At 69.2% G+C, this 19,316-nt stretch carries 22 protein-coding genes; 19 read left to right on the plus strand and 3 right to left on the minus strand.

From position 1 onward, the window contains the following. Positions 1–74 precede the first annotated feature (74 nt). Together NHN26_RS02915 and NHN26_RS02920 are read right to left on the minus strand one after the other, a co-directional pair. A complete protein-coding gene (locus NHN26_RS02915; protein WP_253088029.1) occupies positions 75–947 on the minus strand; it encodes an S-methyl-5'-thioadenosine phosphorylase in 873 nt (290 codons plus the stop codon). 92 nt (positions 948–1,039) lie between these two features. Further along, a complete protein-coding gene (locus NHN26_RS02920) occupies positions 1,040–1,645 on the minus strand; it encodes a flavin reductase family protein (protein ID WP_253088030.1) in 606 nt (201 codons plus the stop codon). A gap of 72 nt (positions 1,646–1,717) precedes the next feature. Here NHN26_RS02920 and NHN26_RS02925 point away from each other — a divergent pair, with 72 nt between their 5' ends. From NHN26_RS02925 to NHN26_RS02945, 5 genes are all read left to right on the plus strand, one after another. Further along, the gene (locus tag NHN26_RS02925; protein WP_253088031.1) at positions 1,718–2,209 is read left to right on the plus strand and encodes a GNAT family N-acetyltransferase; all 492 of its coding nucleotides are present in this window, start codon (positions 1,718–1,720) and stop codon (positions 2,207–2,209) included. 67 nt (positions 2,210–2,276) lie between these two features. After that, positions 2,277–2,927: a peptide-methionine (S)-S-oxide reductase MsrA gene (gene msrA, locus NHN26_RS02930; protein ID WP_253088032.1), complete on the plus strand. Its 651-nt coding sequence runs from the start codon at positions 2,277–2,279 to the stop codon at positions 2,925–2,927. A gap of 12 nt (positions 2,928–2,939) precedes the next feature. Continuing rightward, positions 2,940–3,497 (plus strand): AAA family ATPase, encoded by a 558-nt coding sequence (locus tag NHN26_RS02935; protein ID WP_253088033.1) that lies wholly within the window; start codon positions 2,940–2,942, stop codon positions 3,495–3,497. Positions 3,498–3,530: 33 nt separating this feature from the next. Beyond that, complete coding sequence (locus tag NHN26_RS02940; protein WP_253088034.1) at positions 3,531–4,406, plus strand: 50S ribosomal protein L11 methyltransferase; 876 nt, start codon at positions 3,531–3,533, stop codon at positions 4,404–4,406. A gap of 70 nt (positions 4,407–4,476) precedes the next feature. Then, positions 4,477–4,827: a hypothetical protein gene (locus tag NHN26_RS02945; protein ID WP_253088035.1), complete on the plus strand. Its 351-nt coding sequence runs from the start codon at positions 4,477–4,479 to the stop codon at positions 4,825–4,827. A 227-nt stretch (positions 4,828–5,054) separates the two neighbouring features. Here the strand turns inward: NHN26_RS02945 and NHN26_RS02950 are convergent, their stop codons facing one another. Then, complete coding sequence (locus NHN26_RS02950) at positions 5,055–5,288, minus strand: DUF1127 domain-containing protein (RefSeq protein WP_253088036.1); 234 nt, start codon at positions 5,286–5,288, stop codon at positions 5,055–5,057. Between the two features lie 326 nt (positions 5,289–5,614). On the opposite strand from NHN26_RS02950, the gene ruvC reads away from it, so the two are divergent. From ruvC to NHN26_RS03020, 14 genes are all read left to right on the plus strand, one after another. Continuing rightward, positions 5,615–6,121 carry a crossover junction endodeoxyribonuclease RuvC gene (ruvC, locus tag NHN26_RS02955; RefSeq protein ID WP_253088037.1) on the plus strand — a complete coding sequence of 169 codons (507 nt, stop codon included), beginning with the start codon at positions 5,615–5,617 and terminating at the stop codon, positions 6,119–6,121. After that, positions 6,118–6,774 (plus strand): Holliday junction branch migration protein RuvA, encoded by a 657-nt coding sequence (gene ruvA, locus NHN26_RS02960; RefSeq protein ID WP_253088038.1) that lies wholly within the window; start codon positions 6,118–6,120, stop codon positions 6,772–6,774. The genes ruvC and ruvA overlap by 4 nt, the downstream gene beginning before the upstream one ends. Positions 6,775–6,777: 3 nt before the next feature. Continuing rightward, the gene (ruvB, locus tag NHN26_RS02965) at positions 6,778–7,806 is read left to right on the plus strand and encodes a Holliday junction branch migration DNA helicase RuvB (protein ID WP_253088039.1); all 1,029 of its coding nucleotides are present in this window, start codon (positions 6,778–6,780) and stop codon (positions 7,804–7,806) included. A 72-nt stretch (positions 7,807–7,878) separates the two neighbouring features. Further along, positions 7,879–8,505: a DUF2927 domain-containing protein gene (locus NHN26_RS02970; protein ID WP_253088040.1), complete on the plus strand. Its 627-nt coding sequence runs from the start codon at positions 7,879–7,881 to the stop codon at positions 8,503–8,505. Next, positions 8,502–8,909, plus strand: a complete 408-nt coding sequence (gene ybgC, locus NHN26_RS02975) for a tol-pal system-associated acyl-CoA thioesterase (RefSeq protein ID WP_253088041.1) — start codon at positions 8,502–8,504, stop codon at positions 8,907–8,909. Before NHN26_RS02970 ends, ybgC begins: the two co-directional genes overlap by 4 nt. A gap of 108 nt (positions 8,910–9,017) precedes the next feature. Continuing rightward, positions 9,018–9,713: a protein TolQ gene (tolQ, locus tag NHN26_RS02980; protein WP_253088042.1), complete on the plus strand. Its 696-nt coding sequence runs from the start codon at positions 9,018–9,020 to the stop codon at positions 9,711–9,713. Position 9,714: 1 nt separating this feature from the next. Further along, positions 9,715–10,191 (plus strand): protein TolR, encoded by a 477-nt coding sequence (gene tolR / locus NHN26_RS02985; protein WP_253088043.1) that lies wholly within the window; start codon positions 9,715–9,717, stop codon positions 10,189–10,191. An 8-nt stretch (positions 10,192–10,199) separates the two neighbouring features. Then, entirely contained in the window at positions 10,200–11,405 is a 1,206-nt protein-coding gene (locus NHN26_RS02990; RefSeq protein WP_253088044.1) for an energy transducer TonB, read from the plus strand. Beyond that, positions 11,406–12,737, plus strand: a complete 1,332-nt coding sequence (tolB, locus tag NHN26_RS02995) for a Tol-Pal system beta propeller repeat protein TolB (protein WP_253088045.1) — start codon at positions 11,406–11,408, stop codon at positions 12,735–12,737. It abuts the gene before it with no gap. Between the two features lie 89 nt (positions 12,738–12,826). Next, positions 12,827–13,342: a peptidoglycan-associated lipoprotein Pal gene (pal, locus tag NHN26_RS03000; protein ID WP_253088046.1), complete on the plus strand. Its 516-nt coding sequence runs from the start codon at positions 12,827–12,829 to the stop codon at positions 13,340–13,342. A gap of 10 nt (positions 13,343–13,352) precedes the next feature. Further along, positions 13,353–14,183, plus strand: a complete 831-nt coding sequence (ybgF, locus tag NHN26_RS03005; RefSeq protein WP_253088047.1) for a tol-pal system protein YbgF — start codon at positions 13,353–13,355, stop codon at positions 14,181–14,183. Positions 14,184–14,188: 5 nt separating this feature from the next. Beyond that, entirely contained in the window at positions 14,189–15,400 is a 1,212-nt protein-coding gene (gene tilS, locus NHN26_RS03010) for a tRNA lysidine(34) synthetase TilS (protein ID WP_253088243.1), read from the plus strand. A 78-nt stretch (positions 15,401–15,478) separates the two neighbouring features. After that, positions 15,479–17,389 (plus strand): ATP-dependent zinc metalloprotease FtsH, encoded by a 1,911-nt coding sequence (gene ftsH, locus NHN26_RS03015; RefSeq protein ID WP_132694970.1) that lies wholly within the window; start codon positions 15,479–15,481, stop codon positions 17,387–17,389. A 181-nt stretch (positions 17,390–17,570) separates the two neighbouring features. Next, positions 17,571–19,247: a formate--tetrahydrofolate ligase gene (locus NHN26_RS03020; protein ID WP_253088049.1), complete on the plus strand. Its 1,677-nt coding sequence runs from the start codon at positions 17,571–17,573 to the stop codon at positions 19,245–19,247. Positions 19,248–19,316 lie beyond the last annotated feature (69 nt).

Here is a 19,316-nt window from a genome sequence, read left to right on the forward strand (position 1 = left end):
GCGGGTGGTGCAAGATTGCGGTTTGCCGCAAGGACGGGGGCGGGGCCAGACCCCGTCCCCGCGCCGGGATGCGCCTAGCGGTTCAGCACGCGCCCGGCGACCGCGTCGAGCTTCGCGACCAGCGCGGGGTCGCGCTTTTCCGGCGCGGTGATCAGAGCGTATTCCAGCGCCGTGTCGCAGCCCTTGTCGCAGGGCTTGTGCGCGCCCAGAAGGCCGGGCAGGCGGGTGACCATGGCGCGGGCCTTTTCGGCATTGCCGATCAGGGTCTTCACGATGTCGGCGACTTCGACCGCGTCGTGATCGGGGTGCCAGCAATCGTAGTCGGTGACCATGGCGATCGAGGCATAGCAAAGCTCGGCCTCGCGGGCGAGTTTCGCCTCGGGCATGTTGGTCATGCCGATCACGTCGCAGCCCCAGTTCTCGCGGTAGAGCTTCGATTCCGCCAGCGTCGAGAATTGCGGCCCTTCCATTGCCAGATAGGTGCCGCCCTGGTGGATGGTGATCCCCTCGTCGCGGGCGGCCTGAAGGCAGGCGGCCGACAGCCGCCCGCAGGTCGGGTGCGCCACGCTGACATGGGCGACGCAGCCCTGGCCGAAGAAGCTTTTCTCGCGGGCGAAGGTGCGGTCGATGAACTGGTTCACCACCACGAAATCGCCCGGCGCCAGTTCCTCGCGGAACGAGCCGCAGGCCGAAACCGAGACCACATCGGTCGCGCCCAGCCGTTTCAGCGCGTCGATATTGGCGCGGTAGGGCACGGTCGAGGGCGAATGGACATGGCCCCGGCCGTGGCGCGGCAGGAAGGCCATCTTCACGCCGCCCAGCGTGCCGGTCAGGATCTCGTCGGAGGGTTGGCCCCAGGGGCTGTCCACCGCCTGCCAGCGCGCATCCTCCAGCCCCTCGATGTCATAGACGCCCGAGCCGCCGATCACCGCGATCATCCGTTCCATGGTCCGTCCCTCTTTCCGGTTTCACGAGTCGGCCCCTTTTAGGGGGCGGGGCGCGCGACGGAAAGCCTGTGCGTGGCCGCAGGTCCGGCGGGCTATTCGCCGGGGCGGCGGAGTTCGAACACCTCGCGGATCACGGCATAATCGCGATAGCCCATGCGTGCGAGCGGCTGGAAGCGGGTCACGTCGAAGCGGCCATCCACCACGCAATCGTCGCGCAGGTGGATGCCGGTCACCTCGCCGAAGACGGCGAAATTGGCCTCGCCCGGCAAGTGCACGATCCGGGTGAGCCGGCATTCCAGGCTGGCGGGGGCGGCGGCGACGCGGGCGCAGGCGATGGTGTCGCAGGCGGCTTTCGCGATGTCGGCGTGGGCGAATTCGTCCACATCGCGCGGCCATGGACCGGAGGTCAGGTTCATCGCGTCCTTCATCGTGACCTCGACGATGTTGACGCAGAAGACGCCGGTCTCGCGGATATTGGCCACGCTGTCCTTGGTGCCGTCGCGGTCGGGCTTGGCCGAGGTCGAGGCGAACATCACCTGCGGCGGCACATAGGCGACCGCGTTGAAGAAGGAATAGGGCGCGAGGTTGTCGGCCCCGTCCGCGGCGCGGGTCGAGATCCAGCCGATCGGGCGCGGCGTGACGATCGCGTTGAACGGGTTGTGGGGGAACGGGTGGCCGTCGGCGGGGCGGTAGAACATGGGGCTCCTTTCGCGCGTTTGCCCCCGTCATAGCCCCGTGCTAGGGCCGTTTCCAGAAGCAGGGAGGGGCGGGTGATCCGGCTGGCCGAGGAAACGGCGGAGGATTGGTGGGAGGTCGAGGCGCTTTACGACCTCTGCTTTGCCCCGGGGCGCTCGGCGCTGTCGTCCTACCGGCTGCGCGAGGGGGTCGATCCGGTCCCGGGCCTGTGCATGACCGCGCGGGATGGGGACGGGATCCTCGCTGCCGCGATCCGCTACTGGCCGGTTCTGGTGGGCGGGGCGCCCGCGCTGCTGCTGGGGCCGGTGGCGGTGCACCCGACGCGGCAGGGCGAGGGGCTGGGGGCGCTCTTGATCCGCGAGTCGCTGGAGCGCGCGCGGCTGCTGGGGTTCGGCCGGGTGATGCTGGTGGGCGATGCGCCCTATTACGGGCGGTTCGGGTTCGTGCGGCTGGACGGCGTCGAGATGCCGCCGCCCACCAACCCCGACCGCGTGCTGGGGATTGCGCTGGTGCCGGGTGCCTGGGACGGGGTCGCGGGGCCGGTGATGCGGGCGGCCGAAGGCTGACGCGGCGATCTGGGCGGCGCGGCGCGGCGTCCTATATCGAGCCACGACCCAAGAGGGAGTTCGCCGCATGTTTTCCTTTCTCAGCCGCAAGACCGACATGGTCGCCGAGGCCGATGCCTGGCCCGGCCGCCCCGATCCGATCCCGACCGCCGAGACGCATTTCGTCTTTGGCCGCCCGCTGAAGGCGCCGATCCCCGAGGGGATGGAGGAAGCCGTCTTCGGCATGGGCTGTTTCTGGGGCGTCGAGCGCAAGTTCTGGCAGTTGCCGGGGGTGTGGATGACGGCCGCCGGATATGCGGGCGGCTTCACGCCCAACCCGACCTATGAGGAGGTCTGCACCGGCAAGACCGGCCATACCGAGGTGGTGCGCGTGGTCCATGACCCGGCAGAGATCAGCTATGAAACGCTGCTGCGCCATTTCTGGGAGGGGCATGATCCGACGCAGGGGATGCGGCAGGGCAACGACCGGGGCACGCAGTATCGCTCGGCGGTCTATACCTTTACCGCGGCACAGGAGGCCGCCGCCGAGGCCAGCCGCGCCGCCTATCAGGAGCGTCTGCGCAAGGCGGGCTTTGGCGCCATCACCACCGAGATCCGGGCGGCGCCGCCCTTCTACTATGCCGAAGGCTATCACCAGCAATATCTTGCCAAGAACCCGGGCGGCTATTGCGGGTTGGGAGGCACGGGGGTCAGTTGCCCGGTGGGCATCGGCGCCTGATCCCCTGCGGCCATGGGTCGGCGCATCCTGATCCTGGGCGCTGCGGGGGCGGGCAGTTCCACGCTGGCCCGCGCGCTGGCGGACCGGCTCTCCTCGCAGGTTTTCGACGCGGACGATTTCCTGTGGCAGCCGACCGAGCCGCCCTTTCGCAAGACCCGCCCGCCGGACGAGCGGGTGGCGCTGATGCAGGCGATGTTCGCGCCGCGCTCGGACTGGGTGCTGGCGGGCGCGATATGCGGCTGGGGGGATGCGCTGATCCCGCGGCTGACGCAGGTGCTGTTCCTGACCGCACCCAAGGAAACCCGGATCATCCGTCTGCGCCGCCGCGAGCGCCAGCGCCACGGCGCGGCGGTGGCCCCGGGTGGCGCGCGGGCGCAGGAGTTCCGGGCGTTTCTCGACTATGCCTCGGGCTATGACGATCCCGCCTTTGCCGGGCGCAGCCGGGTGCAGCACGAGGCGTGGCTGTCGGCGCTGGCCTGCCCGGTGATCCGGCTTGACGGCAGCGAACTGCACGGCGTTCTGGCCGAGCGGGCGCTTGCCGCGCTTGACCAGGCGGCGCAGGGGGCCTAGGCGCTGGGGCGACCCACCGCAGGAGACCCGCCCATGCCCACCTTCACAGCGCTGACCACCCTTTCCGGCAAGGACCAGGCCGAGGCGCTGGGCGAGGCGATGGAGGATCTCGACCCCGAGCCTACCGGCGTCGGCGTGTTCGAGATCGAGGACGGCTCGGGCCTGTGGGAGGTGGGCGGCTATTTCACCGAAGCCCCCGATGCGGCGGGGCTGGCGCTGCTGGCCAGCATGTATGGTGCACGCGATTTCGCCGTTTCGGAACTGCCAGAGACCGATTGGGTGGCCAAGGTGAAGCGCGAACTGGCGCCGGTCGAGGCCGGGCGCTTCTTCGTCTATGGCAGCCATGATGCCGACCGCGTGCCCGAGGACCGGATCGCGCTGCTGATCGAGGCGTCGATGGCGTTCGGCACGGGCCATCACGGCACCACGCAGGGCTGTCTGCGCGCGCTGGACCGGCTGGCGGCGCAGGGCGCCACGCCGCGCGCGGTGGCCGATATCGGCTGCGGAACGGCGGTGCTGGCGATGGCGGCGGCGCGGTTGTGGGATGTGCCGGTGCTGGCCTCGGATATCGACCCGGTCGCGGTCGAGGTGGCGGCCGAGAATGTCGCGGCCAATGGGCTGACGGGCCGGGTGCAATGCCTGGAGGCTGCGGGGCTCGATCATCCCGATCTGGAGGCGGCGGCGCCCTTTGGCCTTGTTTTCGCCAATATCCTCAAGGCGCCGCTGCTGGAGCTGGCGCCCGGGATTGCGCAGCGAATCGCGCCCGGGGGGCATGCGATCCTGTCGGGGCTGTTGATCGAACAAGGCCCCGAAGTGGCGACGCGCTATGCTGAAAACGGGCTGATCGTCCACGAAACCGAGGAAATCGGCGACTGGATCACCCTTTGTCTGCGGAAACCGTCGCTCTAGGCCGTAATTTCGCCCCGTTTTCGTCGCAGTATCGCCTTGGGTGAGGCGAATGGGGCAATGGGGCAAGGTCATGCACGATCCGCAATATGAGGAATTCCGCGACCGCCTTGCGCGGCTGGATCGCATGCGCCGGCAGGGCTACGGGTTCGAGGCGCCGGGGACGCTTGGCCGGTCGTTCTACCGTCGCCGCGCCCATGACGGGGTTCCGGTCTGGCGCGTGATCGGCATGATCGCGCTGTGCATGCTGATGGTGAAGGCGTTGATCCTGATGCAGATCGGGCCGGAAGCCTATTCTGCGCATCTGGACCGCGCCGCGGGCGATGGGGTCGTGCAGAAGGTCACGGTCTTCGTGATGCAGATCGACCCGATCACCGACTGGCTGGCGGGCGAGATGCGCCGGGTGCTGGGTCTGTTCGGCTGACCCCCGGCGGTCGGGCGGCGCGCCGGGCCGCGTTGGAGGGCCTGAATGCGAACGCCCCGGCAGGAGAACCTGCCGGGGCGTCTTCCCGTCCGTGAGTTGGCGGGAGGGCCGACCCGCCCGGCTGCCGCGAAATGGCGGTCCGGAACGAGCCGGTCGAGACCGGAGCAAGGCGCGACCCCGGGGGGGTTAAGGCCGCGTGCTCCGGATCCGGGTGTGTGGTTCGGGTCCTACATCGCAAGCGGCCGGTCGGACGGCGCCCGGCGCGCGATAAGGTCGATCTCGGCCCGATTCAGCCCGATATCGTCCAGTTCCCTGTCGGTCAGCTGCGAGAGCAGCTTTCGGGTGAGGCGGGCGTCGTTCCACGCCGCCAGTTGCCCGGCAAGCCCTGCGATGAGCGCATGCAGCCCGCCTTGGGGATGGCGGGTGGCGGGAGGTCGGCGGTTCAGGGGGATAACGGTCATCTTGCGCTGTCCTTGCGAGGCCCGGGCGGCAACCTTGCCGCACGACTTCGATGGGCGAGGTAAGCGCGCGCACCGCCATTCGCAATCCACAAAAAACGCAAGGGACACATGCAGTCGCTGCATGGCGACAAAGATCCGTAACACATTGGTGATAAATGGAAAAAACGGGTTCAAAAATGTCGCTTTCGGATGCTGAAACGGCGATTTCGGCCCGTCCCGATGCCCTTTGACTGGCGTGGCCGGACCCGGCCCGATCCGATTGCCGCTGGCCGATGTTCGCTTTTCGTGCTAGTTCGTGGCAAAAGACACAACAAAGCGGGGTGCGCATGCGTGTTCTGGGCATTGATCCCGGCCTTCGCAGCACCGGATGGGGCGTGATCGAGCAGGCGAACGGGCGGCTGGCCCATGTGGCGAACGGCATCTGCCGTTCGGGAGAGGGGGTGCTGGCCGCGCGCCTGCTGTCGCTGCACGACCAGCTTTGCGAGATCGTGGCTCGCCACGCCCCAGACGCGGCGGCGGTGGAACAGACCTTTGTCAACCGCGATGGGGCGGGCACGCTGAAGCTGGGCCAGGCCCGCGGCATCGCGGTGCTGGTGCCCGCGCGGGCGGGGCTTGCGGTGGGGGAATACGCCCCGAACGCGGTCAAGAAGGCGGTGGTGGGCGTGGGGCACGCCGACAAGCGGCAGATCGACCACATGGTGCGCCTGCAATTCCCCGGCATCGAGATCGCGGGCCCGGATGCGGCCGACGCACTGGCGATCGCGCTGTGCCATGCGTTTCACCTGACGGCGGGCGGGCGGCTGGCCGCGGCATTGGCGAGGGCGGGCGCTTGATCGGGCGCATCGCCGGGCGGCTGATCCATCGCGGTCCCGACCACGTGATGATCGACGTGGGCGGCGTGGGTTACATCGTGCAGGTCTCGGACCGCACGCTGACGGGGCTGCCGCCGGTGGGCGAGGCGGTCGCGCTCTATACCGATCTGCTGGTGCGCGAGGATCTGCTGCAGCTTTACGGCTTTCCCACGATGCTGGAACGCGAATGGCACCGGCTGTTGATGGGCGTGCAGGGGATCGGGGCCAAGGCGTCGATGGCGATCCTGGGTACGCTGGGGGCCGAGGGCGTGGGCCGCGCCATCGCGCTGGGCGACTGGAACACAATCAAGGCCGCGCCGGGCGTCGGACCCAAGATCGCGCAACGCGTGGTCAACGAGTTGAAGGGCAAGGCGCCGGGCGTCATGGCGCTGGGCGGGACAATGGTCGAGGCTGCGGGTGCCGCTCCCGCGCAGGCCGGGCCGGTCGGCACGGCACCGCCGCGCCCCGCGCCCTCGGCCGCGGCGCAGGCCGAGGCGCTGTCGGCTCTGGGCAATCTGGGCTACGCCCCGGCCGATGCGGTGCAGGCCGTTGCCCGGGCTGCGAACGAGGCGCCCGAGGTCGACACGCCCGAGTTGATCCGCGCCGCGCTGAAGCTGCTGGCGCCCAAGGGGTAGGACATGACCGAACCCGACCCCAGCCTGCGCCCCGACAAGCGCCCCGAGGATGCCGACCGCGCGATGCGGCCCGAGACGCTGGACGAATTCGTCGGCCAGGCCGAGGCGCGGGCGAATCTGCGTGTCTTCCTGCAAAGCGCGCGCCAGCGTGGCGAGGCGATGGATCATGCGCTGTTCCATGGCCCCCCCGGTCTGGGCAAGACCACGCTGGCCCAGATCGTGGCGCGGGAGTTGGGCGTGAGCTTTCGCATGACCTCGGGGCCGGTGCTGGCCAAGGCGGGCGATCTGGCGGCGATCCTGACCAATCTGGAGGCGCGCGACGTCCTGTTCATCGACGAGATTCACCGGCTGAATCCGGCGGTCGAGGAAGTGCTGTATCCGGCGCTCGAGGATTTCGCGCTGGATCTGGTGATCGGCGAGGGACCGGCCGCGCGCACCGTGCGGATCGAGTTGCAGCCCTTTACGCTGGTCGGCGCCACGACGCGGCTGGGGCTGTTGACGACGCCTCTGCGCGACCGCTTCGGCATCCCGGTCCGGCTGCAATTCTACACTGTCGAGGAGCTGGAGCTGATCGTTGCCCGCGGCGCGCGGATGATGGGGGTGCCGGCGGATGCGGACGGGCTGAAGGAAATCGCCCGGCGCGCGCGCGGCACGCCGCGGATCGCAGGGCGGCTGTTGCGCCGGGTGGTGGATTTCGCGCTGGTCGAGGGCGACGGGCGGATTACCCGCGCCGTGGCCGATCATGCGCTGACGCGGATGGAGGTGGATGGACTCGGGCTCGATGGCGCAGACCGGCGCTATCTGCGGCTGATCGCGGAAAGCTATGCGGGCGGGCCGGTCGGGATCGAGACGCTGTCGGCCGCGCTGTCGGAATCGCGCGATGCGCTTGAGGAGGTGATCGAGCCCTATCTGTTGCAGCAGGGCCTGATCCAGCGCACCCCGCGCGGCCGGATGCTGGCCTCGAAGGCCTGGGCGCATCTGGGCCTGCCCGCCCCGCGCCCGCCCGGGCAGGGCAGCCTTTTCGACGGCTGAGGCCCTTGCCCGGCGGCGGGCGGGCGGATAGGGCAGGGCCATGGGTATTTTCGCCAAGAAGAAGGGGCGGGCATGACGCCGGGCGAGTTGCGCGCGCTGTTCACGGGGCAGGACGGCGGCTATCGGTTCGCCCGTTGGGGCCGTCCGATCGCGCCCGTGGTCTTTGGCGTCAGCGACGAGACGCTGGCCACGCTCAAGGGCGCCTGCGAGGCGGTCGTGGCGCTGGCCGGGCATCAGATGGCCGAGACCGACCCCGAACTGGGCGCGAACCTGATGGTGTTCTTCTTTCGCGACTGGTCCGAATTGCCGCTTGTGCCGAACCTTGACCGGCTGGTGCCCGATCTTGGCCCGCTGGTCGAACGACTGGCCGCGGCGGGGGCGACGCAATACCGGCTGTTCCGCTTCGATGCGGATGGGGCGATCCGCGCGGCCTTTGTCTTTCAGCGGGTCGATGACGCGATTGCCGCGCTGCCCGCCGAGGCGATCGCGCTGAACCAGATTGTGCAGGTGATCCTGCTGTGGTCCGAGAGCGCCTTTGCCGAACGAAGCCCGCTGGCCCGGCTGCCCGATGGCAGGCTGGTCCTGCGCCCCGAGATCGCCGGGGTGATCCGGGCGGGCTATGATCCCGTGATGCCGCCGGTGGCCAGCGACCCGGCGCATGCGCTACGGCTGGCGGCGCGGTTGGAGGGCGGGCAATGACCCATCGTTTTCCGGTCCGCGTCTATTACGAGGACACCGATCTTGCGGGCATCGTCTATTACGCGAACTACCTGAAATTCATCGAACGCGCGCGCAGCGAATGGGTGCGCGGCCTGGGCGTGGACCAGGTCCGTCTGAAGGCGGAGAGGGGCATCGTCTTTGCCGTCCGCCGCGTCGAGGCGGATTACCTGTCGCCCGCCCGCTTCGACGATCTGCTGGAGGTCGAAACCCGGTTGGCCCAGGTCACGCCCGCCCGGTTGATCCTGGACCAGCGGGTTCTGCGCGGGGACGCGGTGCTGTTTTCCGCGCGCGTGACCCTTGTCGCGCTGGGCGAGTCCGGCCGGCCGGTGCGCTTGCCGGCGGAGCTTTGCCAGGGGGCAGCGGCCCCATCGGCGGCGGGGTGACCGGATCGCGGCGCGGTGATGCGGTTGTGTTGGCATTCCCCATGAAAAACGGGTAGAATCACGTTAAGGAGGCCGGGAGAACACGGCCCTCAGCAACGAGCAGGCAGAATGGAAACCGAAACCCTTGCGTTGGCGCAGGAGATTGACTTCTCCCTGCTTGCCCTTTTCGCGCGCGCGACCTTTACGGTGCAGGTCGTGATGCTGTTGTTGGTCCTGGCCTCGTTCTGGTCATGGGCGATCATCATCCAGAAGACGATCAATTTCCGCAAGGCGCGGGTTCAGGCGCTGGGCTTTGACGAGGCGTTCTGGTCGGGCGAGCCGCTGGACGAGCTGTTCGACAAGATCGGCCCCGAGCCGCAGGCTGCGCCCGAGCGGATATTCGCCGCGGGCATGATGGAATGGCGGCGCAGCCACCGGCAGGATGGCGGGTTGATCGCGGGGGCTGCGGCGCGGATCGACCGGTCGATGGATGTGGCCATCGCCAAGGAGGCCGAGGAGCTGAATGGCGGGCTGTCCTTCCTGGCCACGGTCGGGTCCACCGCGCCCTTCGTCGGGCTGTTCGGCACGGTCTGGGGGATCAAGCACGCCTTCGAGCAGATCGCCTTGCAGCAGAACACCAACCTTGCCGTCGTGGCGCCCGGTATCGCCGAGGCGCTGCTGGCGACCGGGCTGGGGCTTCTGGCGGCGATCCCGGCGGTGATCTTCTACAACAAGCTGTCGTCGGACAGCGACCGGATCGTGGGCGGCTACGAATCCTTCGCCGACGAATTCTCGACCATCCTTTCGCGCCAGCTGGATACCTGAGATGGGCGCGACGCTCACCCCTCGGCAGAACTCGGGCGGCAAGCGCGTGCGGCGCCATCGGCGGCATCCGCCCGCGATGTCCGAGATCAACGTCACGCCCTTTGTCGACGTGATGCTGGTGCTGCTGATCATCTTCATGGTGGCCGCGCCGCTGCTGACGGTGGGCGTGCCGGTCGAGTTGCCGCGCACCGCCGCCGAGGCGCTGCCTGCCGCGCAGGAGGAACCGCTGGCGGTGACGCTGACGGCGGATGGCCGCATCCTGTTGCAGGAGACAGAAGTCGAGGCGGCCGGGCTGATCCCCAAGCTGCGCGCCGTGGCGGCCGAGCGGCGGGACAACAAGGTCTATCTGCGCGCGGATGGCGCGATTTCCTATGAGCGCGTGGTGCAGGTGATGGGTGCGCTCAATGCCGCGGGATTCCGCGATATCGGGCTTGTGACCGACAGCGGCGGGCCGCGGCTCGACGAGTCGGACGGCTAGGTGAGGGCATGGACCGGGGCACCCAGATTTCGGGGGCGGTGCACCTCCTGTTGGTGGCATGGGTGCTGTTCGGCGGGCTGTTCACCACGCCGAAGCCCCGGCCGATGCAGGTGACGGATGTCACCATCCTGTCGGGCGAGGAATTCGCCGCGCTGACCGCCCCCGCGGCCGCGCCGCAAGCCCCCGCCCAGCAGGTCGAGACGCCGCGCAGCCCCGTGGTGACAACGTCGCCCCGGCCCGCGCCTGCGCCCGAACGCAGGCCCACGCCGCCCGCGCCGCCGCCCCCGCAGGACCGCCCCGCGCCCGATCCGGCGCCCGATACCAGTGCGTTGCAGCCCCCGCCCGAGGCCGAGGTGACCGATACGCTGCCGCCGCTGGCCGCCCCGCCCCCGGTCAGCACCACCGGCCCGGAGGCCCCCGTGGCCGATACCGCACCGCCGCGCCCCGCGCCGCGGGTGGCGCCCGAACCGGCCGCGCCGCGGCCCGAGGATGTGGCGGTCGCGCCCCAGCCGCGCGAGGCGGTGCGCCCCTATGCCGCCGCGCCGAGCCCCGCGCCCGAGGTCGAGGCCGCCGCCCCCGAAGAGGCCGCGCCGCAGATCGTGACCGAGGCCGAGGAGCGGGTCGAGACGGGACAGATCCTGGCCAGTTCGCCCCGCCCGCGCGTGCGCCCCGAGCGACCGCCCGAACCGGCGCGCGAGACCCAGACCGCCGCCACGCCGCCGCCGACGCCCCAACCGACGCCCGCGCCGGAGCCGCAGCGCGCACCTGAGCCACCCCAGCCGCCCGCCCAGGACAACCTGGCCGATGCGGTGGCCGGTGCCGTGGCCGATGCGCTGGCCTCGGGCGCGGACGAGACGCCGCGGGCGGGCACCGGCACCGCCGCCTCCGGGCCGCCGATGACCGCCGGAGAGCGCGACGCGCTGCGCGTTGCGATCTCGCGCTGCTGGAATGTGGGCGCGCTGTCGACCGATGCGCTGATGACCAGCGTGGTGGTGGCGCTGGACATGCGCGAGGATGGACGCCCGGTGATCGAGTCGATCCGGCTTGTGTCCTCGTCGGGCGGGTCCGACATGGCGGCGCGGCAGGTCTTCGATTCGGCGCGCCGCGCGATCGTGATGTGCGGTTCGTCGGGCTTTCCGCTACCCGTTGAAAAATATGACCAGTGGCGGCAGATCGAGATGACATTCAATCCCGAGAACATGAGGATCCGGTAGATGTTGCGCGTTTTGACCCCGCTTTTTGCCCTTGCGCTTGGCGCCATGCTGGTCCCCGCCGCGGGGCTGGCCCAGGGCGGTCCGCTGCGCATCGAGATCGACGAGGGCGTGATCGAGCCCTTGCCCTTCGCCGTGCCGGATTTCGTGGCCGAGAACGCGGCCGCGGCGGAATTCGCGCGCAATATCGCGCGGGTCGTGGCCGCCGATCTGGCGGGGACGGGGCTGTTCCGCGAGATCCCGGCCGAGGCGCATCTGGCGCGGGTGACGAATTTCGCCAGCCCCGTGCAATATTCCGACTGGAAGGCGATCAATGCGCAGGCGCTGATCACCGGGGCGGTGTCGGTCGATGGCAACGGGCGGCTGAACGTCAAGTTCCGCCTGTTCGACATCTATTCCGAGGCGCCGCTGGGCGACGGGCTGCAATTCGGGGGCTCGGCCGCGAACTGGCGCCGCGTGGCGCACAAGGTCGCCGATCAGGTCTATTCGCGGATCACCGGAGAGGGCGGCTATTTCGACAGCCGCGTGGTCTTCGTCGCCGAGACCGGACCCAAGAACGCCCGCCAGAAGCGGCTGGCGATCATGGATTACGACGGCGCGAATGTGCAATACCTGACCGATGCCGCGTCGATCGTGCTGGCGCCGCGCTTCTCGCCGACGGGCGACCGGGTGCTTTATACCAGCTACGAATCCGGGTTCCCGCGGATCTATGTGCTGGATCTTGCGACCGGGGGACGGCGGGGGCTGGACGATCAGCCCGGCTCGATGACCTTTGCGCCGCGCTTTGCGCCGGACGGGCGGCGGGTCGTGTTCTCGCTGGCGCAGGGCGGCAATACCGACCTTTACGAGCTTGACCTGTCGAACGGGCGGCGCACGCGGCTGACCTCGGCCCCGTCGATCGAGACCGCGCCCAGCTATTCGCCCGATGGCCGCCAGATCGTGTTCGAGAGCGACCGTTCGGGCGTGCCGCAGATATACGTCATGGCCGCCTCGGGCGGCGAGGCGCGGCGCATCTCTTTCGGGCAGGGGCGCTATGGCACGCCGGTCTGGTCGCCGCGCGGCGACTACATCGCGTTTACCAAGCAGCATCAGGGCCGTTTCCATATCGGCGTGATGCGCACCGATGGATCCGAGGAACGGCTGCTGACCGCGTCCTTCCTGGACGAGGGGCCGAGCTGGGCGCCGAACGGGCGGGTCATCATGTTCACCCGCGAAAGTGCCGGGGCCGAGGGGGCACCGGCGCTGTTCTCGGTCGATATCACCGGCCGCAACCTGCGCCGCGTGCCGGTGCAGGGATCGGCCTCGGACCCGTCCTGGTCACCGCTTCTGCCCTAGGGGGCCACATTTTCAAACCGCGATCCGGCTGATAGGATGTCTCCATCGGTCCGGCACGGACAATCAGGCAAGACACAAGGAAGATCCGCATGACCCCGATTTCCAAGACCCTGATGGTGGTGGCCGCGCTGGCCGTTGCCGGTTGTTCCAATCCCGACCGTTTCGGTTCCGGCAGCGGTGCCGGCATGGGCGCGGGCGGCAGCGGCTTCGGCATGGACGGCGTTGCGTCCGATCCGCGCTCGGTCGCCTATTTCAACCAGACGGTGGGTGACCGCGTGCTGTTCGCCGTGGACCAGAGCACGCTGAGCGATACCGCGCGCGCCACGCTGGACGGTCAGGCGCGCTGGCTGATGGACAATCCCGAATATTCCGCCACCATCGAGGGGCATGCCGACGAACAGGGCACCCGCGAATACAACCTCGCGCTGGGGGCCCGGCGTGCCAATGCGGCGCAGGAATACCTGATCTCGCGCGGCGTTTCTCCCGCCCGGCTGCGCACCGTCAGCTATGGCAAGGAGCGGCCCATCGAGATCTGTTCGAACGAGGCCTGCTATTCGCAGAACCGCCGCGCCGTGACCGTGATCGCCGCGGGCGCGGGCGTCTGAGGGTCGCCCGATGCGCCGTTTCGCCATTCTGCTGACCGTTTCCGTCGCGCTGGGCGCGGCCTTGCCCGCCGCCGCCCAGTCGCGTCAGGAAACGCTGGCCGATATCCGGCAGGAAATGTCGATCCTTCATGTCGAGATCCAGCGCCTGAAGCGCGAGCTGTCCACCACCGGGGCGCCGGGCGGCGCGGCCGGGGGCGGTTCGGCGCTGCAGCGGCTCGACCTGATCGAGCAGGAATTGCAGCGGCTGACCTCGAAGACCGAGGAACTGGAGTTCCGCATCCAGCGGATCGTCGAGGATGGCACGCGGCGGATCGGGGATCTGGAATTCCGGCTGGTCGAGCTTGAGGGCGGCGATGTCAGCAAGCTGGGCCAGACCAGCACGCTGGGTGGCGCGGACCTCGCCCGTCCCGCGCCCGCCCCTTCGCCGGCGCCTGCGATCTCGAACGGGGCGCAGCTTGCCGTTGGGGAACGGGCCGATTTCGACGCGGCGAAGGCGGCGCTGGACGGGGGCGACGCCGAAACGGCCGCTGCGGGATTCGCCGCCTTTACCGAGGCCTATCCCGGCAGCCCCCTGTCGGGCGAGGCGCATTTCCTGCGTGGCGAGGCGCTGACCGCGCAGGGCGACACCTCGGGCGCGGCGCGGGCCTATCTCGACAGTTTCTCGGGCAGCCCGGACGGGCCGCGCGCGGCCACCGCCCTTTACCGGCTGGGGCTGGCGCTGGACGGGCTGGGCCAGCGGCGCGAGGCCTGCGTCACGCTGGTCGAAGTGGGCACGCGCTTTCCGGGCAGCGCCGAGGCGCAGCAGGCCGAGTCCGCGCTGGACGCCATCGGGTGCAACTGAGCCCCATCGCCCGCGCGCTGGAGGCGGCCCTGTCCGCCTCCTGCCCGGGCGATGCGCCGCTTGGGGTCGCGGTCTCGGGCGGGGGGGATTCCGTGGCGCTGTTGCTGGCGCTGGCCGGGCGGCGCGTTCACGCGGTCACCGTCGATCACGGGCTGAGGCCCGAGGCCTCTGCCGAGGCGCGCTTCGTGGCCGAAACCTGCGCTCGGCTGGGCCTGCTGCATGAAACGCTGCGCTGGCGGGGCTGGGACGGGCAGGGCAATCTTCAGGATGCGGCGCGCCGGGCGCGCTATCGGCTGATCGCCGATTGGGCGGCGGGGCAGGGGATCGGCCGGGTCGCACTGGGCCATACGCGCGACGATCAGGCCGAAACGGTGCTGATGCGGCTGGCGCGCGGGGCGGGGGTGGACGGGCTGTCGGCGATGGCGCCTGCGCGCGATGCGCTGGGGGTGACCTGGCTGCGGCCCTTTCTGGGCCTGTCGCGGGCCGATCTGCGCGCCTTCCTGACCGAGCGGGGGCAGGGCTGGATCGAGGATCCCTCGAACGAGGATGCGCGTTTCGACCGGGTGCAGGCCCGCCGCGCGCTGGCCACGCTGGCGCCGCTGGGGATCACCGCCGAAGGGCTTGCGGCGACCGCTGCGCGCATGGGCTCGGCCCGCGCGGCGCTGGAGGCGGCGACGCTGGCGGCCGCGCGGCATGTGGCGTGCGAGGAGCGGGGCGATGTGGTTCTGGCCCGGGCGGGGCTGGACGCGCTGCAAGACGAGATCGCCCGCCGCCTGCTGGTCGCGGCCTTGTGCTGGGTTGCCTCGTCCGACTATCCGCCGCGGGCCGAGGCGCTGGCCGAAACGCTGGCCGCGCTGGACAGCGCGCCGCGGGCCACGCTGCATGGCTGCTTGATCGCGCGAGAGGGCGAGTGTCTGCGCATCGCGCGGGAGCCTGCCGCGGTGGCCGGAACGGTCGCGCAAGCGGATGCGCTCTGGGACGGGCGCTGGCGGCTGGACGGACCCTCGGGGCCGGGGCTGGAGATCCGCGCGCTGGGCGAGGCCGGGCTGGGCGATTGCCCCGACTGGCGTGCGACCGGCCTGCCGCGTGCCTCCCTGCTGGCATCGCCGGGCATCTGGCAGGGCAAGCAGCTGGTCGCGGCGCCGCTTGCGGGGCTGTCCAACGGCTGGCAGGCCCGGCTCACGACAACGTTAAGCCAGCGGATCATCTCGCATTGAACATGATCGCCTGATCGCTATCTTAGGCCAACGGGCATGCCCCCGGCCTGTCCGTGCCGTCATTTCAAGGAGAACGCCGTGGGCAACGCGCGACAAATCGCATTCTGGGTGGTCCTGTTCCTGCTGATCCTCGCCCTGTTCAACCTGTTCAGCGGCGGCCAGGGGACCATGTCCTCGCGCTCGATCAGCTATACCGAGTTCCTGAGCAGCGTGGAAAACGGCGAGGTGGCGAGCGTCACGCTGGACGGCGAACGCGCCGTGATCCGCGCAAATGACGGCAGCACGGTCACGACCATCATCCCGCGCGGGGCGGACATCACCGACCGCCTGCTGGCCCGCAATGTCGATGTGCGCGCCGAGCCGCAGGAGCAAAGCGGGCTGCTGGCCTATATCGGCACGCTGCTGCCCTTCATCATCCTGATCGGGATCTGGCTGTTCCTGATGAACCGGATGCAGGGCGGCGGGCGCGGCGGCGCGATGGGCTTCGGCAAGTCCAAGGCGAAACTGCTGACCGAAAAGCATGGCCGCGTGACCTTCGACGACGTGGCGGGCATCGACGAGGCCAAGGAGGAACTTGAGGAGATCGTCGAGTTCCTGCGCAACCCGCAGAAATTCAGCCGCCTGGGCGGCAAGATCCCGAAAGGCGCGCTGCTGGTCGGCCCGCCCGGCACCGGCAAGACGCTGCTGGCGCGCGCGATCGCGGGCGAGGCGGGCGTGCCCTTCTTCACCATCAGCGGTTCCGATTTCGTCGAGATGTTCGTGGGCGTCGGCGCGTCCCGCGTGCGCGACATGTTCGAGCAGGCCAAGAAGAACGCCCCCTGCATCGTCTTCATCGACGAGATCGACGCGGTCGGCCGGTCGCGTGGTGTGGGCTATGGCGGCGGCAATGACGAGCGCGAGCAGACGCTGAACCAGCTTCTGGTCGAGATGGACGGGTTCGAGGCCAACGAGGGCATCATCATCGTGGCCGCGACCAACCGCCCCGACGTTCTGGACCCCGCGCTGCTGCGCCCCGGCCGGTTCGACCGGCAGGTGCAGGTGCCCAATCCCGACATCAAGGGCCGCGAGAAAATCCTGGGCGTGCATGCCCGCAAGGTGCCGCTGGGCCCCGATGTGGACCTGCGCATCATCGCGCGCGGCACGCCGGGTTTTTCGGGCGCGGATCTGGCGAACCTCGTGAACGAGGCGGCGCTGATGGCCGCCCGCGTCGGCCGGCGCTTCGTCACGATGGAGGATTTCGAGAACGCCAAGGACAAGGTGATGATGGGCGCCGAGCGGCGGTCCATGGTCATGTCCGAGGACGAGAAGAAGCTGACCGCCTATCACGAGGCCGGCCATGCCATCGTCGGGCTGAACGTGCCGCAGCACGATCCGATCCACAAGGCGACGATCATCCCGCGCGGCCGCGCGCTGGGTCTGGTGCTGTCGCTGCCCGAACGTGACCAGCTTTCGGTCAGCTATACCAAATACACCTCCAAGATCGCGATGGCGATGGGCGGACGGGTGGCCGAGGAACTGGTCTTCGGCAAGGAGAACGTGACCTCCGGCGCGGCCTCCGACATCCAGCAGGTCAGCCGGATCGCCCGGGCGATGGTCACCCAGTTCGGCTTTGCCGAGGAACTGGGCTATATCGACTACGCGAACGAGCGGGAAAGCTATCTGGGCACCTATGGCGGCGGCGCGCAGCATTCGGCGGCCACGCAGAAGCTGATCGACGACAAGGTCAAGGAACTGGTGGACCAAGGCTATGAGACCGCCAAGCGTATCCTGACCGAGAAGCGCGACGACCTCGAAAGGCTCGCGCAGGGTCTGCTGGAATACGAGACGCTGACCGGCTCCGAGATCACGAGGGTCATCGCGGGCGAGCCGCTGAACCGCGGCGACGATGGCGATGTGCCGCCCAAGGGGGGCGACACGCCCTCGGTCACGGCGATCCCGAAGACCAAGCCGCGGCCCAAATCGGGGCTGGAACCCGAACCGCTGGCCTGATCCGTTTCGCAGTGACGGACAGAAACCCCGGAACCCGGACAAGGTTCCGGGGTTTTCGTTTGTGACCTGTGTCGGCTGGCGTGCGCTCGGTCGCTTCGGCGCCTAATCCTTATGTATGCTGGTCCTGCCTTCCTGCTGCCGCTATCTCTGGCACAAACCGGCCTTGAGGGAGGAAACGAACATGGCCCCGAAATCCGATATCGAGATCGCCCGCGCGGCGCAGAAACGCCCGATCCAAGAGATCGGCGCCAGGCTGGGCATCCCCGAGGCGGATTTGCTGCCATTTGGCCATGACAAGGCCAAGGTCGGGGCGGAGTTCATCGCGGGGCTGCAGGACCGGCCCAATGGCAAGCTGGTCCTCGTGACCGCGATCAACCCGACGCCCGCGGGCGAGGGCAAGACCACGACCACCGTGGGCCTTGGCGACGGGCTGGCGCGGATCGGCAAGAAGGCCGCGATCTGCATCCGCGAAGCCTCGCTCGGGCCGTGCTTCGGGATGAAGGGCGGCGCTGCGGGCGGCGGCTATGCGCAGGTCGTGCCGATGGAGGACATGAACCTTCACTTCACCGGCGATTTCCACGCGATCACGTCCGCCCATAACCTGCTGGCGGCGATGATCGACAACCATATCTACTGGGGCAACGAACTGGGCATCGACCAGCGCCGCGTAAGCTGGCGGCGCGTGATGGACATGAACGACCGGGCCTTGCGCGACATGGTCTGTTCGCTGGGCGGGGTGGCGAACGGCTATCCGCGCGAGACCGGCTTCGACATCACCGTGGCCTCGGAAGTCATGGCGATCCTGTGTCTTGCGACCGACATCCATGACCTGCAAAAGCGGCTGGGCGACATCATCGTGGGCTATACCCGCGACCGCGCGCCCGTGCATGCGCGCGATCTGAAGGCGGACGGTGCGATGACCGTGCTGCTGAAGGATGCGCTCCAGCCGAACCTCGTGCAGACGCTGGAGAACACGCCCGCCTTCGTGCATGGCGGGCCGTTTGCCAATATCGCGCATGGCTGCAATTCGGTCATGGCGACCACCACCGCGCTGAAACTGGCCGATTACGTCGTGACCGAGGCCGGTTTCGGGGCCGATCTGGGCGCCGAGAAGTTCATGAACATCAAGTGCCGCAAGGCCGGGCTGGCGCCGTCCGCGGTGGTGATCGTGGCGACCGTGCGCGCGCTCAAGATGAATGGCGGCGTGGCCAAGGCCGATCTGGGGGCCGAGAACGTGGATGCCGTCCGGGCGGGCTGCGCGAATCTGGGCCGCCATATCGAGAACGTGAAATCCTTCGGCGTGCCGGCGGTTGTCGCGATCAACCATTTCGCGGGCGATACCGAGGCCGAGATCGCCGCCGTGCAGGAGTTCGTCTCGCATCAGGGGTCCGAGGCGATCCTGTGCAGGCATTGGGCCGATGGCAGCGCGGGGATCGAGGCGCTGGCACAGCGCGTCGTCGCGCTGGCCGAGGCCGACCATCACGGGTTCGCGCCGCTCTATCCCGACGAGATGGGCCTGTTCCACAAGATCGAGACCATCGCCAAACGCATCTATCGCGCGGGCGAGGTGATCGCCGACAAGAAGATCCGCGACCAGCTGCATGCCTGGGAACAGGCGGGCTATGGCCATTTGCCGATCTGCATGGCCAAGACGCAATATTCCTTTACCACCGATCCGAATGTCCGCGGCGCGCCCGAGGATCATTCCGTGCCGGTGCGCGAGGTGCGGCTGGCGGCAGGGGCTGGGTTCGTCGTGGCGATCTGCGGCGAGATCATGACCATGCCCGGCCTGCCCAGCAAACCGGCGGCCGAGACCATCGGGCTGAACCCCGAGGGCCAGATCGAGGGGCTGTTCTGAGGGTCGGATTGCAGGCCAGCGGAGGGCAGGCTAACAGGGGCGGGACTTAGGACCGACGCAAGGAAAGAT

Origin of the sequence: Rhodovulum tesquicola, from assembly GCF_024128855.1 — a bacterium.
In the GTDB taxonomy this organism is placed as follows: Bacteria; Pseudomonadota; Alphaproteobacteria; order Rhodobacterales; family Rhodobacteraceae; genus Rhodovulum; species Rhodovulum tesquicola.